The sequence below is a fragment of the Alloyangia pacifica genome (assembly GCF_900116195.1).
GTDB classification, from domain to species: domain Bacteria; phylum Pseudomonadota; class Alphaproteobacteria; order Rhodobacterales; family Rhodobacteraceae; genus Salipiger; species Salipiger pacificus.
Window position 1 is genome coordinate 211,053 of the sequence record NZ_FOZW01000013.1, and the last position, 16,045, is coordinate 227,097.

Annotated in this window: 15 protein-coding genes; 6 read left to right on the forward strand and 9 right to left on the reverse strand. The window is 66.2% G+C overall.

Annotated elements, in window-relative coordinates; genetic code table 11:
• Positions 1-18: 18 nt before the first annotated feature.
• Positions 19-999 carry a zinc-binding dehydrogenase gene (locus BM397_RS23650; protein ID WP_092428845.1) on the reverse strand — a complete coding sequence of 327 codons (981 nt, stop codon included), beginning with the start codon at positions 997-999 and terminating at the stop codon, positions 19-21.
• A gap of 30 nt (positions 1,000-1,029) precedes the next feature.
• Complete coding sequence (locus BM397_RS23655) at positions 1,030-1,629, reverse strand: TetR/AcrR family transcriptional regulator (RefSeq protein WP_092429219.1); 600 nt, start codon at positions 1,627-1,629, stop codon at positions 1,030-1,032.
• A gap of 144 nt (positions 1,630-1,773) precedes the next feature.
• Here BM397_RS23655 and BM397_RS23660 point away from each other — a divergent pair, with 144 nt between their 5' ends.
• Positions 1,774-2,352 (forward strand): GNAT family N-acetyltransferase, encoded by a 579-nt coding sequence (locus BM397_RS23660; RefSeq protein WP_092428843.1) that lies wholly within the window; start codon positions 1,774-1,776, stop codon positions 2,350-2,352.
• Between the two features lie 4 nt (positions 2,353-2,356).
• On the opposite strand, the gene BM397_RS23665 is transcribed toward BM397_RS23660, so the two are convergent.
• The 5 genes from BM397_RS23665 to BM397_RS23685 all read right to left on the reverse strand — a co-directional run bounded on the left by BM397_RS23665 (position 2,357) and on the right by BM397_RS23685 (position 6,456).
• Positions 2,357-2,899: an NADPH-dependent FMN reductase gene (locus tag BM397_RS23665; protein WP_092428841.1), complete on the reverse strand. Its 543-nt coding sequence runs from the start codon at positions 2,897-2,899 to the stop codon at positions 2,357-2,359.
• A gap of 86 nt (positions 2,900-2,985) precedes the next feature.
• Entirely contained in the window at positions 2,986-3,429 is a 444-nt protein-coding gene (locus BM397_RS23670; RefSeq protein WP_092429217.1) for a MaoC family dehydratase, read from the reverse strand.
• Between the two features lie 109 nt (positions 3,430-3,538).
• On the reverse strand, positions 3,539-4,411 hold the full coding sequence (locus BM397_RS23675) for a TIGR01459 family HAD-type hydrolase (protein ID WP_092428839.1): 873 nt from the start codon (positions 4,409-4,411) through the stop codon (positions 3,539-3,541).
• Between the two features lie 81 nt (positions 4,412-4,492).
• Positions 4,493-5,359: an aldose 1-epimerase family protein gene (locus tag BM397_RS23680; protein WP_092428837.1), complete on the reverse strand. Its 867-nt coding sequence runs from the start codon at positions 5,357-5,359 to the stop codon at positions 4,493-4,495.
• Positions 5,360-5,535: 176 nt separating this feature from the next.
• Complete coding sequence (locus BM397_RS23685) at positions 5,536-6,456, reverse strand: manganese-dependent inorganic pyrophosphatase (RefSeq protein WP_092428835.1); 921 nt, start codon at positions 6,454-6,456, stop codon at positions 5,536-5,538.
• Between the two features lie 205 nt (positions 6,457-6,661).
• Between BM397_RS23685 and BM397_RS23690 the strand changes: the two genes are divergently transcribed.
• Complete coding sequence (locus BM397_RS23690) at positions 6,662-6,874, forward strand: DUF3072 domain-containing protein (protein WP_092428833.1); 213 nt, start codon at positions 6,662-6,664, stop codon at positions 6,872-6,874.
• A gap of 182 nt (positions 6,875-7,056) precedes the next feature.
• Entirely contained in the window at positions 7,057-9,336 is a 2,280-nt protein-coding gene (locus BM397_RS23695) for an NADP-dependent malic enzyme (RefSeq protein WP_092428831.1), read from the forward strand.
• 45 nt (positions 9,337-9,381) lie between these two features.
• On the opposite strand, the gene BM397_RS23700 is transcribed toward BM397_RS23695, so the two are convergent.
• Positions 9,382-10,356, reverse strand: coding sequence for a Hint domain-containing protein (locus BM397_RS23700; protein WP_092428829.1), 975 nt, complete (start codon positions 10,354-10,356; stop codon positions 9,382-9,384).
• A gap of 475 nt (positions 10,357-10,831) precedes the next feature.
• On the opposite strand from BM397_RS23700, the gene prpE reads away from it, so the two are divergent.
• Both prpE and yghX read left to right on the forward strand, forming a co-directional pair.
• Positions 10,832-12,730: a propionate-CoA ligase PrpE gene (gene prpE, locus BM397_RS23705; protein ID WP_092428827.1), complete on the forward strand. Its 1,899-nt coding sequence runs from the start codon at positions 10,832-10,834 to the stop codon at positions 12,728-12,730.
• 181 nt (positions 12,731-12,911) lie between these two features.
• The gene (gene yghX / locus BM397_RS23710; protein ID WP_092428825.1) at positions 12,912-13,805 is read left to right on the forward strand and encodes a YghX family hydrolase; all 894 of its coding nucleotides are present in this window, start codon (positions 12,912-12,914) and stop codon (positions 13,803-13,805) included.
• An 18-nt stretch (positions 13,806-13,823) separates the two neighbouring features.
• On the opposite strand, the gene BM397_RS23715 is transcribed toward yghX, so the two are convergent.
• The gene (locus BM397_RS23715; RefSeq protein ID WP_092428823.1) at positions 13,824-14,852 is read right to left on the reverse strand and encodes a GlxA family transcriptional regulator; all 1,029 of its coding nucleotides are present in this window, start codon (positions 14,850-14,852) and stop codon (positions 13,824-13,826) included.
• Positions 14,853-15,305: 453 nt separating this feature from the next.
• On the opposite strand from BM397_RS23715, the gene BM397_RS23720 reads away from it, so the two are divergent.
• Positions 15,306-16,045, forward strand: a 740-nt coding sequence (locus tag BM397_RS23720; protein WP_143187075.1) for an FAD-dependent oxidoreductase, incomplete at its 3' end; no start/stop codon positions are given.

Below are 16,045 nucleotides of genomic sequence, written 5' to 3' on the forward strand. Positions count from 1 at the left end.
CAGCAGGGCTCTGCGGGCTCAGGCGCGGAGCATGATCTTGCCGCTGCGCGCCGGGGTCTGAGCCGCCTTCATCGCCTCCGCGACCTGCTCCAGCTCGAAGATGCCGCCAACGTCGAGCGCCAGCTTGTCCTGAGCCGCCAACGTCACCAGCTCGGTCAGCAGGCGCAGCTGGGTCTCGCCGTCCATCTCGCCGAACACCCGCGCGGCCCAGAAGCCGCGCACCGCGAGGTGCTTGGTGATCATCTCGCCGCTCGGCAGTTGCAGCGGCGCGCCGGTGGCGGTGCCGAAGACCACATACTCGCCGTCGCGGCCCAGCAGCGCGGCCAGCGCCAGCCCCATTTCGGCCCCCACGGAGTCAATGGCCGACACCGCGCCCTGCGTGCCCATCAGCGCCTTGGCAGCGTCGAGCCAGCCCTCGTCGGAGGTGCAGAGCACATGTTCGGCGCCAAGCGCCTTCAGCTCGTCCACCGCTTCGGCGCGGCGCACGAGGTTCAGCAGATTGATGCCGCGCGCCTTGGCGAGGCTCACCATGATCTTGCCGACCGCGCCGTTCGCGGCGGTCTGCACCAGCCATTCGCCTTTGCCCACCTTCAGCGAGTCCAGAAGGGCAATGGCGCTGAACGGCATGGCGATGAGCTGCGCCGCGTCCTCGTCCTTGATGCTTTCGGGCAGGGGCACGAGCGTCGCTGCCTTGGCAATGAAATACTCCGCCCAGCTGCCGTGAACGCCACCCACCGAGATGCGCTTCCCAATCAGGGCTTCGTCGACACCTTCACCGACGGCGGCGACGGTGCCCACCGCCTCGGAGCCGCCGATCTCGCCCGGCAGCTCGGGGACGTAGCCGTACTGGCCGCGGATGGTCCAGAGGTCGTGGTTGTGGATCGGCGACAGGATGGTCTTGACCAGCACTTCGCCCGCGCCGGGCTTGGGGGTCTCCATCTCGCCAAAGAGCATCACCTCGGCGGGGTCGCCGAAGACGTCGTGATAGGCTGCACGCATGTTGGGGTCCTTCGTATCGGGAAGTTCGTGTCAGGGTATGTCGGGAAAGAGCCGGCGCGCGGTGTCGGCGCGCGCCTGCCTCAGCGGGGCTTCATCCTGCGAGAGTTTCGACAGGATCGCCGCCCCGAGCCATTGTGCATAAAGACCGGAAGCCGTGCCCTCGGGGTCAGGGAGCGTGCGCAGCGAGCCTTCGTCGGCACCCTCGGTCAGCAGCGCGGCAAGGCGGGAGACGAGGTCGGAGACGCCTTCGTCGAGCACCCGCCGCATGTCGTCCGAGAGGTCTGCGATCTCGGCCGCGAGCTTCACCACGAGACAGCGGCCGGCGATGCCGTCCGCGGCTTCCGCGCCCAGCCAGCCGTCCCAATAGGTGGCAAGCCGGTCAGCGGCGCTGCCCGGCGTCTCCGCCAGCGCGTCGAAGCTTTCGAGGTATTCGGCCACATAGTCTTCGAGTAGGGCGCAGCCGAACGCCTCTTTCGAGGAGAAGTAGTAGTAGAACGACCCTTTGGGCACGCCGCTTTCCTTGAGGATCTGCGACAGGCCGACACCGGTGAAGCCGCCCTTCAGGACAAGCTCGCGTCCGGTTGTCAGGATTTTCTTGCGCGTGGCTTCTGATTTGCTTGGCTCGGTCATGGAGGGGTACATAGTCAAAATAGACCGGTCGTCTATAGTTGGGCCCAAATGACGTGGCGACAGATTTTGCCGGTCGCCCCATGGAGGACAGGGTCGCAGTGGCGTGATAGGCTGATCTTCCAGCCATCAGGGGAGGACTGGCACATGATCGACCTATCGCCGCCGTACCGGCTTGCCACGCCGGAAGATGCACAGGAACTTGCGGAGCTGGTGAATTTCGCCGGGAATGGTCTGCCGCTGCACCTCTGGCGCGAGCTGGCGGAGGAAGGCCAGGACCCCTGGGAGGTCGGGCGCCAGCGCCAGGCCGAGAGGACCCGCGATGGGCAGGCCGTGGTCGTGGATTTCGGCGCGGGCGCGGTGGCCGCGCTGACCGGCTACCCGATCGACGCCGCGCCGGAGCCGGTGCCCGATGATCTGCCCGCCGTTTTCCGACCGCTGCAGGAGCTGGAGAACGAGGCGCCGGGCAGCTGGTACGTAAACGTGCTGGCCTGCTTTCCCGAGCATCGCGGTATGGGCCTCGGCTCCGGCCTGCTGCGCCTGGCCGAGCAGATCGCCGGTGCCGAGGGACTGGAACGCATGAGCATCATCGTCGCCGGTGACAACGAGGGCGCTCGGCGGCTTTACGAGCGGCAGGGCTACACCGAGACGGCACGCCGGCCCTGCGTGCATGGCAACTGGCAGAGCGACCTCGAGGAGTGGGTGCTCCTGGTAAAGACGATCTGATGGGTTATTTCAGGGTCGCGGCGAAGCTCGCCAGAAGACCGGTTAGCTGGTCGCGTACGGTCTCATCTGTCAGGTTTCCCGCCTCGTCAAAGGCTTTTCCAGCCCGCGACGCCATCAGCTTGCTGCCGAACCACGGCTGCGCGCCGAGCTGACGCAATACCGGAAGCCAGTGGCTTTGCGACAGGATCGTGCCAAAGCCGCCCGGCGAGGCACCGATCAGGGCCACCGGTTTGCCCCGGAAGGCCTTGCCGCCTTCGCCGCGGGACATCCAGTCGATGGCGTTCTTGAACACCCCCGGGATGCCGCCGTTGTACTCGGGGGTGACCAGCAGCAGCCCGCTCGCTTCGGCCAGTTGCGCCTGCAGCGTCTTTACCGCCACGGGCAGCCCTTCGGCGGCCTCGTCGTCGGCGTTGAACAGCGGCACCTCGTGGATCGAGCCGGGCAGAACCGGGCACTCCCCGGGCGCGACCTCCATCGCGGCGCGCAGCAGGCCGGCATTGTAGGAGGCGGCGCGTAGGCTGCCGCAGAGGCCGAGAATTCGGGGCATGGGTCAGTCCTTCCGCTGGGTCAGCGACAGCATGACGCGCGGCCGGCCATCGGGCAAGACCTTGACGGGATGGAAAAAGCGACCGGTCAGTCGAACTTGCGCGAGGGGGCGAGCACCTTGGCCTCGCCGACCAGCACCGGCTTGCCGTCGACCGAGCACTTGCAGTCCAGCATCACCCGGCGTTTCGAGAAGTCGATCTCGGTCACCGTCACCTCTGCCAGCACCGTGTCGCCGGGACGCACGGGGCCGATGAATTTCAGCGTCTGGCCAAGGTAGACCGTGCCGTGGCCGGGAAGCTGTTCGCCGATCACTGCCGAGATCAGCCCGGCGGTGAGCATGCCATGGGCAATTCGCCCCTCGAAGATCGTGTCCTGAGCGTAGGCGTCGTCGAGATGCACCGGGTTATGGTCGGTCGAGACCTCGGCAAAGAGGGCGATGTCGCGATCGGTCACCTGCTTGCGCAGGTGGCGCGACATGCCCATCTCGATGTCCTCGATGCAGATCGTCCCGCGGGGCAGGTTGTCGAGCATCTTCTCCTCCATGATCTGCGGTCCGGTAATAAATAGGCGCCATTTTGGCGTCTCTTGGTAATTTTATTACTTCGCGACCGCAGAAAATCAAGGGGGAAATTTGTACCTTTCAGCGTAGGAAGCCGATCGAGTAGGTGGGCTCCATCTGCTGCTCGGAAAGGTAGCGCTCGAGCGCCTCTGCCTCGGGCTGCTCGGTCGTCGCCGTCTCCTTCGCTGCGAGCCCGCCGGTGATGAACAGCGAGTCGAGGTCCTCGCCCACCGCGCCGAGGATGTCGGTGCGGATGCCGTCGCCGATGCAGAGGATGGCACTGTCGGGGACCGTGCGGTCGATCTCGGCGAGGCGGCGGCGCGCCAGGTCGTAGACCGGCGGATGCGGCTTGCCGAAGTAGAGGCTCTCGCCGCCCATCTCGGTGTAGAGCTGCGCCACCGCGCCGGCGCACCATTCCCGGGTCTCGCCGCGGTCCACCACGATGTCGGGGTTGGCGCAGAGCAGCTTCATGCCCTTCTGCTTGGCGTAGAGCAGCTGCGGGCGCAGCTCGGAGGGATCGGCCTGCGCATCGAACGGGCCGCAGCAGACGATGCCCTCTGCCTCTTCCAGCGCCACGCGTTCGATCTCCAGCGGGTTCTCCAGCAGCTTGATCGGCTCGAAGAAGGGTTCGTCGAACTCGGTGCCCATGAAGTACACTTTCTGCCCGACCTCGCCGCGGAACATGGCAACGCGGGCGCTGTCGCCGGAGGTGGCGATATTGTCCCAGGCGTCCTCGGGCACGCCGAAGACCTCGAGTTGCTTGACCACCTCGTGGCGGGACCGCGGCGCGTTGGTCAGCAGCACCACGGTGCCGCCCTGGGCGCGGAAGGCGCGCAAAGCCTCGATGGCCGCCGGGAAGGCCTTCACGCCGTCATGCACGCAGCCCCAGAGGTCGACGAAGGCCGCCTCGTAATTCTGCGAGATCTCGGAAAGCGACTGGATGATGCGGGTCATGGGAAGCCTTTGTCGGACTTTGGATTGAGAGGTTTGCGCCCTTGATAGGGCAGCGCGGGCGGTGAGGCCAGCGCCGAGCGATCAGAGGTGGGGCGTGACGGTATAGCCGAAGCTGGCGCTGTCCCCGGGGGCGAGGCTGAGGGCGCCGGGCCGCTCCGAGAGCTGCGCCGAGCCGCCAAGGGGGGCGTGCATCCCGTGCCAGGGCTCGACGCAGAGGAAGGGCGCGCCGGGCTTCTGCCAAAGGGCGAGGAAGGGCAGGTTGTCGAAGGTGAAATCGAGCCGCGGGCCATCCTCGGTGCCGTAGCTGAGTTCCGTGCCCGCGCCCTCGGGGAAGATCATCGCGTCGGCCTCGAACTGTGCGTGGGCGAGGGTGAGCTCGCCCTTGCTGAAGGGCGAGGGCAGGCGGGTCTCGGGCAGGCGGCTGCCCTCGAGCCGGGCCAGCGCCGGCTCGGCGCCATCGGCCAGCGTCACGCCGTGCGGCCGCCCCTCGGCGCCGGGCAGCGGCCAGGCGAAGGCGGGATGGAAGCCGAGGCAGAAGGGGAGCGGCGTATCGCCGGTGTTGCTGACCTCGGCGGTCACCTTGAGCGTGCCGCTCTCCAGCGCGTGGGTGATCGCCAGACGGAAGGCAAAAGGATACTGCGCCCGCGTCGCCTCATCGTCGGTCAGCACGTGGCGGCAGGAGGTTGCGGTGCGTTCTTCGAGCGAAAAGCTGCGACGCCGGGCAAATCCGTGTTGGCCCATCTCCGCCTCGAAGTCGGCAATGCGCAGGCGGCCTTCGGGCGCGGGGCCGACGATGGGAAAGAGGATCGGGGCGCGGCCGGACCACCACTGCGGGTCGCCCTGCCAGAGCAGTTCTTGCCCGGCCCTGGAGAAACTCTGCATCTCGGCACCGAGCGGGGCGACGGTGAGCATGAGATCGGCGTCGGAGAGGGTGACGGTTTCGGTCATGGGGAGGCTCCGGGGGCTGGACGCGGGAGGAACGGGAAAGGACTGAACTCGGGGGACTTTCTGCCCCGCCGCGGACTTGCGCGCAACCGTGGCCGGTCATCGGCGAAACCCGCGGTCGAAACATGAAAAAGGGCACCCGCCGGGGTGCCCTTCGATGCCTGGCGCGATGTGATCGCTCAGACCTTCAGGTTCGGGATGATCTGCTTCTTGCGCGACATGACGCCCGGCAGCACCACCAGATCGCCCTCGACCGTCGCGCCGAAGCTCTTTTCGGCGACAGTCTTCACCAGATCGTTCGGCACCAGCAGCGTTGCTTCTTCCTTCAGGATGTCCACCACGAAGAGCAGCACCTCGTCGACGCCATCTTCGGCGGCCACGGTCTTGAAGCTCTCCATCAGGCTGTCCTTGCGGCCCAGCGGGATCTCGGGCGCGGTGGTTTCCAGTACCGAGACACGGAACTTGGTGCCGCCGACCTCGTATTCCTTGCTGTCCATGCGGATCAGCTCGGCGTCGGAGAATTCGGACACGTCCGACTTGGCGGCGAACATCTCCACGGCGAAGTCGGGGATGTCCACGCCGAGATCGGCGGCCAGCGTTTCGGCCACCGCGCGGTCATGCGGCGTGGTGGTCGGCGAGCGGAAGGCCAGCGTGTCGGACAGGATGCAGGTCAGCGCCGCGCCCTTGATCGCCTCGGGCATCTTCACGAAGTCCTTGCCCATCAGGTCGACCATGATGGTGGCGGTGCAGGCCAGCGGGCGCACGGTGATGTCGATCGGGCCCTTGGTTTCCAGTCCGCCGACCAGTTTGTGGTGGTCGATGATGGCGCGGATGTCGGCGCTGTTGATCGAGGCCGGCAACTCGGCAGGGTTGTTGGTATCGACGATCACCACGGGGGCATCGGCCTCGACGTCGGTGATGATCTCGGGCTTCTCGAGGCCCCAGTGCTCCAGCATGAAGGCGGCTTCGGTGTTCGGCTCGCCCAGCAGCACGGGCTTGGCCGCCTCGCCCTTCACCTCGTTCAGATACCACGACCAGATGATCGGGCTGCCGGTGGAGTCGGTGTCGGGGGACTTGTGGCCAAATACCAGGGTGGTCATGCGGAAAAACTCCTTGGGGGCATATGGGGGTGCCTCTGGGAAGCACCCGGGTGCATTGCGGCTTTCGCGTGGGGTTATAGGCAGATGGCCGGGGCTTGTCACGCCGACAAATGCTGCGTCTGCAGCCTCGTTTGCGCAAACCCTGGCGGTGCCATGGAACCGCAGGGGGCAGGCTGCGTTGTGTGCCCCATAAGGAGGAAACACGATGAGTTTCATGACCAGCCCGCGCACCATCGACGCCGCCATGGACGTGCCGCCCGATCCGCGCCAGCCAATGACCGCCGAACAGGAAGCCCGCCTGCGCGAGCTGTCGCAGCGAGCCGGCGAGACGTTCGACGCCGAGCTGACCCTGTGGCAGGCCGGCCGGCGGATCGCCGAGCTCGAGGACCTGGCGGGCACCACGCCTCCGGCCGTCTGAGGCGCCAAGCCAGACCGATCCAACCTTGGCGCAGCGGGCGGCTCCCCGCCCGTTCCAACATAGGCGTGATGCGGCCTCCGGTGTTTTTCGTTTACCGGCTGTCGAAATCCTGATACCCGGCCCCCGAGCCCGCATGGGCAGATTGTTCAACGTTGAACCATCTTCGTTGGGAGGCCTACGACATGACCGATACCGCTCAGGAGAGCCTGCGCCAGGCGGCACTCTTCTATCACGAAAACCCCAAGCCCGGAAAACTCGAGGTCCGTGCCACCAAGCCTTTGGCGAACGGTCGCGATCTCAGCCGTGCCTATTCCCCCGGCGTTGCCGAGGCCTGCCTCGAGATCAAGGCCGACCCCGCCAACGCCGCGCGCTACACTTCGCGCGGGAACCTCGTCGCGGTGGTGTCGAACGGCACTGCGGTGCTGGGCCTTGGCAATATCGGCCCGCTGGCGTCGAAGCCGGTGATGGAGGGCAAGGCGGTTCTCTTCAAGAAATTCGCCAACATCGACTGCTTCGACCTCGAATTGAACGAGCCCGATCCCGTGAAGCTGGCCGAGATCGTCTGCGCGCTCGAGCCGACCTTCGGCGCGATCAACCTCGAGGACATCAAGGCTCCCGACTGTTTCATCGTCGAGAAGATCTGCCGCGAGCGGATGAACATCCCCGTTTTCCATGACGACCAGCACGGCACCGCCATCGTGGTGGGCGCGGCCGCGACCAACGCGCTGCACGTCGCCGGCAAGTCCTTCGAGGATATCAAGATCGTCTCGACCGGTGGCGGCGCGGCGGGCATCGCCTGCCTCAACATGCTGATCAAACTGGGCGTCAAGCGCGAGAACATCTGGCTCTGCGACATCCACGGGCTCGTCTACGAGGGCCGCGAGGAGGACATGAACCCGCAGAAGGCGGCCTTTGCGCAACCTTCCGACAAGCGCACGCTGGACGATGTGATCGAGGGTGCGGACCTCTTCCTCGGCCTGTCGGGGCCGGGCGTGCTGAAGCCCGAGCAGGTGGCGAAGATGACCGCCCGCCCGATCATCTTCGCGCTGGCCAACCCGACGCCCGAGATCATGCCCGACCTCGCGCGCAGCGTGGCACCCGATGCGATCATCGCCACCGGCCGCAGCGACTTCCCGAACCAGGTCAACAACGTCCTGTGCTTCCCCTTCATCTTCCGCGGCGCGCTTGACGTCGGCGCGACCGAGATCAACGATGCCATGCAGGTCGCCTGCGTCGAAGGCATCGCGGCGCTGGCCCGGGCCACCACCTCGGCGGAGGCCGCCGCCGCCTATCACGGCGAGCAGCTGACCTTCGGGGCGGACTACCTGATCCCCAAACCCTTCGACCCGCGCCTTTCGGCGGTGGTGTCCTCGGCCGTCGCCAAGGCGGCCATGGAAACCGGTGTGGCCGCGCGTCCGGTCGAAGACCTGAAGGCCTATAAGGACAGCCTCAACGCCTCGGTGTTCAAGTCCGCCCTGCTGATGCGCCCGGTCTTCGAGGCCGCCGCTACCGCAGCGCGCAAGATCGTCTTCGCCGAGGGCGAGGACGAGCGCGTGCTGCGCGCGGCGCAGGCGATCCTGGAGGAAACCACCGAGACGCCGATCCTCATCGGCCGCCCCGAGGTGCTGGAGATGCGCTGCGAGCGGCTTGGCCTGACGGTCCGCCCGGGCAAGGACTTCCACGTGGTGAACCCCGAAAATGACCCGCGCTACCGGGACTATTGGGAAACCTATCACGGGATCATGGCGCGCCGCGGCGTGACACCGGATCTGGCCCGCGCGGTGATGCGCACCAACCTGACAGCCATCGGCGCGGTGATGGTGCATCGCGGAGAGGCCGACAGCCTGATCTGCGGCACCTTCGGCGAGTATCGCTGGCACCTGAACTATGTGACGCAGGTTTTGGGCAGCGAGCGAGCGCAGCCGCACGGCGCGCTGTCGATGATGATCCTCGAGGACGGCCCGCTGTTCATCACCGACACGCAGATCTGGATCGAGCCCACCCCCGAGCAGATCGCGCTGACGGCGATCGGCGCCGCCCGCCACGTGCGGCGCTTCGGTCTCGAGCCCAAGGTCGCCCTTTGCTCGCGCTCGCAGTTCGGCAACCACGCCGACGGCTCCGGCCCGCGCATCCGCAAGGCGCTGGAGATTCTCGACAGCGCGCCGCGGGACTTCGTCTACGAGGGCGAGATGCACGTGGACAGCGCGCTCGACCCCGATCTTCGCGAGCGCCTGCTGCCGAATGGCCGGATGCAGGGCGCGGCGAACGTACTGGTCTTCGCCGAGGCCGATGCCGCCTCGGGCGTGCGCAACATCCTCAAGGTGAAGGCGGGCGGCCTCGAAGTCGGTCCGATCCTGATGGGCATGGGCAACCGCGCGCATATCGTGACCCCGTCGATCACCGCGCGCGGGCTGCTCAACATGGCCGCCGTCGCCGGCACCCCGGTGGCGCACTACGGATGACGTGATCTGGGCCGCGGCGAGGGAGTGGACCCCGCCGCGGCCGCTTCAGCCCGGCACCTCTTGCCGGGCCAGGAGACGCGCCTCGTAGCCGCGCAGGATCGGAGCAGCGGCTGGCACGCTGTCGATCCCCTCCCCAAGTCTTTCGTCGAACTCTCCGAATGCGGCCCGCTCGAAGCCGTGCCGTGCCGCACGGGCCGGGTGCAGGCTCTCGGCCGGCAGTCCGTTGGCGACCAGCACGGCGTGGCGATCACAGAGGATGTGATAGTAGGTCACCTCGGAAACCGAGCGATCGACCCTGATGGCCTCGCCATCGGTCAGCCGCACGACCGGTGCCAGGCATTCGGCCTCGCCGAAGTAGAACTCGTTGAGGGCCGAGCGCACCAGCACGCGGTGCTGCTGCGAGAGCCATGTGGGACGGTAGGGGTGGCCACGCCCGAAGGCATGCGCGTCAATCCGTACCGGGTGCCATTTCCGGTAAGCTGCCCGTGGAGGAATGCGCAACTGCATCTTCCCGACCCATTCGATCCTATGGCTCTCGCCGCCGAGGTCGACGACCCGGTCGCCCCGCGCGAGGGTCTCGATCGGCCTGCGTCCCTCCGGCGTGCGCATGAGCGTCCCTGCGGTGAAGCAAAGCGGGGTGAAGACCTCGTAGGGCGTCGCGTCGATATCCACCACCAGAAACAGGTTCCCGAGCAGGTTCGGCTCCCCCTCGGGATAATGGAAGTAGATCTGTCCGCCGGCCTCGAAGACCACCACGGCAACCGGCGTTCCCAGGGACACTCCGAGGATGCCGAGATCGATCCCCGGGGTCACGGTGCCGCTGCCGATGAAACTGACCGGGTCACCGTCGAAGGTCGAGCTGCCGTCATCGCCGCTTCCGAGAATGCCATCGCCATCCTGAAGCGTTCCCGTGGCCGGGGTGCCGAAATCCGAAATCAGAAGATTTTGTTCTGACCCCAATAAAACCGCCGCGGCCACCGAGCCATTGTACGGCGAAACGGTTATCTCCTCTGTTGTCATAGCGGCTCTCTACCTCCCTGCCTTTGTTATAATTTTTTGAGCAATAGCTCTCACGGCGAGCAATTGCGCATCAGGCAATAGCTCGCGGCTTGAGCAATTATTTATTTCTGGAACGGACCTCCTCCATTCGATTTAAATTTCGTGAACTAATTTAGATTCGTAAACACATTATTTTAAATGAATGTGATTTAATTATAATTACGGCTTTTGCATGTCACTAAAGTAGATAAATAGGACAGATGAATTGACATTTCTGGGTGCGCTCGAATCGGGGAAAATTTGCAAAAAAGAGCGCGTTTTGCAGAAGAATTTGCAGCTTGAGCGGGTTTGCAAATTTCCCACCGGCCAATTTCGCAAAAATCAGCAAACTTCTGCGTCCATCTGTCCCTGTGCGCGGTAACAGGCTTGCTCGAAGCAAGTTTCGGGTCCTATCAAATTGAGCACCGACGTGGAGACGGCGCTAGGAGGAGGCACCATGGGCTACAAGGACATCTACGACAGCTGGGCATCCAACCCCGAAGACTTCTGGATGCGGGCCGCCGAGGCGATCGACTGGGACAAGGCCCCCTCGAAGGCGCTCTTCGACAAGGGCGAGGGCATGTTCGAATGGTTCGCCGACGGGATGACCAACACCTGCTGGAATGCTGTCGACCGTCACGTCGAGAACGGCCGCGGCGAGCAGGTGGCGATCATCTGGGACAGCCCGATCACCCATACCAAGCGCGAGATCACCTATGTCGAGCTGCGCAACCGCGTTGCCACTCTGGCCGGTGCGCTGCGCGCCAAGGGCGTCGAGAAGGGCGACCGCGTCATCATCTACATGCCGATGATCCCAGAGGCGCTCGAGGCGATGCTCGCCTGCGCCCGGCTCGGCGCGATCCATTCCGTGGTCTTCGGCGGTTTTGCCGCGCATGAGTTGGCGGTGCGCATCGACGACGCCAAGCCCAAGTGCATCATCGCCGCCTCCTGCGGGCTCGAGCCGAACCGCGTGGTGCACTACAAGCCGCTGCTCGACGGCGCGGTCGACCAGGCCACCCACAAGCCCGACTTCTGCGTGATCTTCCAGCGCGAACAGGAGGTGGCGACGCTGACTCCGGGCCGCGACGTGAACTGGCACGGCTTCCAGTACGGCGTCGAGCCCGCCGAATGCGTGCCGGTCGAGGGCAACCACCCGGCGTATATCCTCTACACCTCCGGCACCACCGGCCAGCCCAAGGGCGTCGTGCGCCACACCGGCGGGCATCTGGTGGCGCTGAACTGGACGATGAAGAACATCTACAATGTCGAGCCGGGAGACCGCTTCTGGGCGGCCTCGGACGTCGGTTGGGTCGTCGGTCACAGCTACATCTGCTACGCGCCGCTGATCCACGGCAACACCACCATCGTCTTCGAGGGCAAGCCCATCGGCACCCCTGACGCGGGCACCTTCTGGCGGGTGATCTCCGAACACAAGGTGAAGAGCTTCTTCACCGCGCCCACGGCCTTCCGCGCGGTGAAGCGCGAGGATCCCAAGGGCGACTTCGTCGGCAAATACGACCTCAGCTGCCTGAACGCGGTCTACCTTGCCGGAGAACGCGCCGATCCGGACACCATCCAATGGGCGCAGAGCCAGCTCAAGGTGCCGGTGATCGACCACTGGTGGCAGACCGAGACCGGCTTTGCCATCGCCGCCAACCCGCTGGGGATCGAGGAACTGCCGGTCAAGCTGGGCTCGCCGTCGGTTCCCATGCCGGGCTACGACGTGCGTATCCTCGACGAGGGCGGCCACGAGGTGAAGGACGGCGAGCTGGGAGCCATCGCCATCAAGCTGCCGCTGCCGCCGGGCACGCTGCCGACGCTGTGGAATGCCGAGGAGCGCTTCAAGTCCGCCTATCTCACCCATTTCCCCGGGTACTACGAGACCGGCGACGCGGGGATGAAGGACGAGGATGGCTATCTCTACATCATGTCCCGCACCGACGACGTGATCAACGTGGCCGGCCACCGGCTCTCGACCGGCGCGATGGAGGAGGTGCTGTCGAACCACCCCGATGTTGCCGAATGCGCGGTGATCGGCGTGACCGATCCGCTCAAGGGGCAGCTGCCCATGGGCTTCCTCTGCCTCAACGCCGGCTGCGACCGGCCGCATGACGAGGTGGTCAAGGAGGCGGTGAAGCTGGTGCGCGACCAGATCGGCCCGGTCGCTGCCTTCAAGCTCTGCACCGTGGTCGACCGGCTGCCGAAGACCCGCTCGGGCAAGATCCTGCGCGCCACCATGGTGAAGATCGCCGACGGTGCCGAGTTCAAGACGCCCGCCACCATCGACGATCCCGCCATCCTCGGCGAGATCCGCGAGGCGGTCACGCCGCTGGGATACGCCAAGGAACCGGCCTGACCGGGCCAGCCTCCGGCGTCGCGCGTCCTGTCTTGGGAGGGGCAGGGCGCGCCTTTTTCCCTCCACAGTGTTCGCCACCCGCACCAAGCGGCAGCGGCGGCAGCCCGCCTGCTCGCGCAGGCGTGTGATCCCGCTCCGGCGGTGCGTGCTACGCTCACGCCATGTGGAGAGGAGATCCCCGATGAACGAACAGACCCGGATGACCGCGAAGGACTTCAGCCCGGAACTTCTGGAGCTCTACGACTTCTACGCCCATGGCATGATCACCAAGCGCGAGTTCCTCGACCGCGCCGGCAAGTTCGCCATCGGCGGGCTTACCGCCGCCGCGATCCTGTCGATGATGAGCCCCGATTACGCGCTGGCCGAGCAGGTCAGCTTCAACGATCCCGACATTCTCGCCGAGTGGATCACCTATCCCTCGCCGAACGGTCACGGCGAGATGCGGGCCTACCTCGTGCGCCCCACCGGCCGCGAGACCGCGCCGGGCGTGGTGGTTGTACACGAGAACCGCGGCCTCAATCCCTATATCCAGGACGTCGCGCGGCGGCTCGGCAAGGCCGGGTTCATCGCGCTGGCGCCGGACGGGCTCACGCCGCTCGGCGGCTATCCCGGCAACGACGAGGAAGGCCGGGCGCTGCAACAGCAGGTCGATGGCGAGAAACTGATGAATGACTTCTTCGCCGCCGTGGAATTCCTGATGGCCCATGATGCGGTGACCGGAAAGGTCGGCATCACCGGCTTCTGCTACGGTGGCGGTGTCGCCAATGCGGCGGCGGTGGCCTATCCCGAGCTGGGCGCCGCGGTGCCCTTCTACGGCCGGCAAGCCGCGGCCGAGGACGTGCCGAAGATCGAGGCGCCGATCCTGCTGCACTACGGCGCGCTCGACGAGCGAGTGAACGCCGGCTGGCCCGCCTACAAGGAGGCGCTGGAGGCCAACGGCAAAACCTTCGAGGCGCATATCTACGAGGGGGCCAATCATGGCTTCCACAATGACTCGACGCCCCGCTACGACGCCGAGGCGGCAGAGCTTGCGTGGTCACGTACCGTAGATTGGTTCAACCGGCATCTCGCCTGACCGGGCCCGCGTGCCCGGTCACTCGGCGCGGGGCAGCAGCACCCCCACGGCAAGCTCCGGCTCGGCTCCGCCGCCCTGCGCCTTGCGGTATTCGGCGGGGGTGATGCCGCGCTCGGCCTTCAGGGTGCGCGACAGGTGTGGCCCGTCGCAGAAACCGCAGGCCAGCGCCACCTCGGTCACCGAGGCATCGCTGCTGCGCAAGCGGATCAGCGCGCGTTCCAGCCGCAGCTCCAGGTAGGCCTTCAGCGGGGTCTGGTTGAGGTCCGACAGGAAACGCCGCTCCAGCGTGCGCCGCGACGTGCCGAGATCCCGGGCGATGTCGTCGATGGGTTTCGGCATCTCGATGTGCTGCTGCATGCGGAGCACCGCGCGTTTCACCAGCTCGTCGCGGGCGCGGCGGGTGAGGGCCTGTCCGGGCTGCGCCTTCTCGCCGCTCATCGCCTCGTCGATCATCATGATGTTGAGGCTCTTGATCGCCGCCGACTGGCCGATATGGCGCTGCACGAGAAACGCCGCGAGATGCGCCGCCCCGTGCCCGCCGGAACAGGTCAGCCGGTCGCGGTCGACCACGAAGATCTGGTCCGAGACGGGGGTTTCCGCCTCGAAACGGTCCATGAAGTCCTGATGGTGGAACCAGCTCACGCAGCAGCGGTAGCCCTTGAGCAGCCCCAGCTCCTGCAGGATGAAGACGCCGGTGCAGAGACCCACCACCGGCACTCCCGCCGCTGCCTGCCGCCTGAGGTAGGCCAGCTCGGCGGGGCTCAGCGCCACCTCGTCGCTGATCAGCCCGCCGACCACCACAAGGTAGTCATAGCTGCCTGCATTGCGCAGCCGCGTGTCGGGCTGCACCCGGACCCCGCAGCTCGAGCGCACCGGCCCGAGCGTGTCCGACAGCACCGTCCATTCGCAAAGAATGGGGCGGGACATGTCGGCCTCGTCCGCCGCGAGGCGCAGAACGTCGACGAAATTGGCGAAGGCCGAGAGGGTGAAACGCCCCGCGAGCAGGAAGGCGACACGCAGGCGCTTGTTGGGCTGGGCAGGGGGCATGGCGGAATTCTTCATGGTGTGGCGGAATCGTACAGGAGCGGCGCGCGCGGGGGAAGGGGGCAATGGGTATCACGTCAGCGCGTCGAGCCTCTGCCCGTGGTCTGGCGTCGCAACGATCGAGCTCAGCGCCTCTTCCCTGCCAATCCCGAGCTTCCTGCGAAGGCCGCGAACGCGTTGCAGAACGCGGGGCTGGCACGCCCTGAGGCCGGCGCTCTTTTACGCGGCGCACGCCCGGCGCGACGGAACGGGGCCTCTATCGGCCCGTCCCGATAGCGCCATGAGCACCGGCCGTTCGCCGAGCGCCCTCAGCTTTTTCCGCGCGGCTGGGTCGAGGGTCAGAAAACTGACACATGACGCTTCAGTTCATTTTTGGTGGCGCGATTCTTCATGTGTCGGCGCATCCAATGACCTACCAAGGATCCCCAGCACTCCCACCACAGCCGGGGCCCGCCGATGACGCGCTTCAACGCCTTCACCCTTCTCAAGAACGCCGTGACCGGTCACAAGGACTGGACGGAGCAATGGCCTGACAGCCAGCCGAAGGCCGCGTATGACGTGGTGATCGTCGGGGCGGGCGGGCATGGTCTGGGCGCGGCCTATTACCTTGCGACGCAGCACGGGATCACCAATATCGCGGTGATCGACAAGGGCTGGCTCGGCGGCGGCAACACCGGGCGCAACACCACGATCATCCGCTCGAACTACCTCTACGACGAGAGCGCGCGGCTGTTCGATCACTCGGTGGACCTGTGGCAGAACCTCACCCAGGAGCTGAACTACAACGTCATGTACTCCAACCGCGGCGTGCTGATGTTGGCGCACAACGTGCATGACGTGCAGAGCTTCAAGCGCCACGTGCACGCCAACCGCCTCAACGGCGTCGACAACCGCTGGCTGACGCCGGAGGAGTGCAAGGAATACTGCCCGCCGATCAACATCTCCAAGGACGCACGCTACCCGGTCATGGGCGGCGCGCTGCAGGAGCGGGCGGGCACGGCGCGGCACGACGCGGTGGCCTGGGGCTATGCCCGCGGCGCGGCGGCGCGCGGCGTCGACATCATCCAGAACTGCGCGGTGACGGCGATCCGCCGCAACCCCGACGGCTCGGTGGCGGGCGTGGAGACCGAGAAGGGCTTCATCAAGGCGGGCAAGGTCGCGGTCTCGGCCTCGGGCCACAACACCCAGGTGATGGC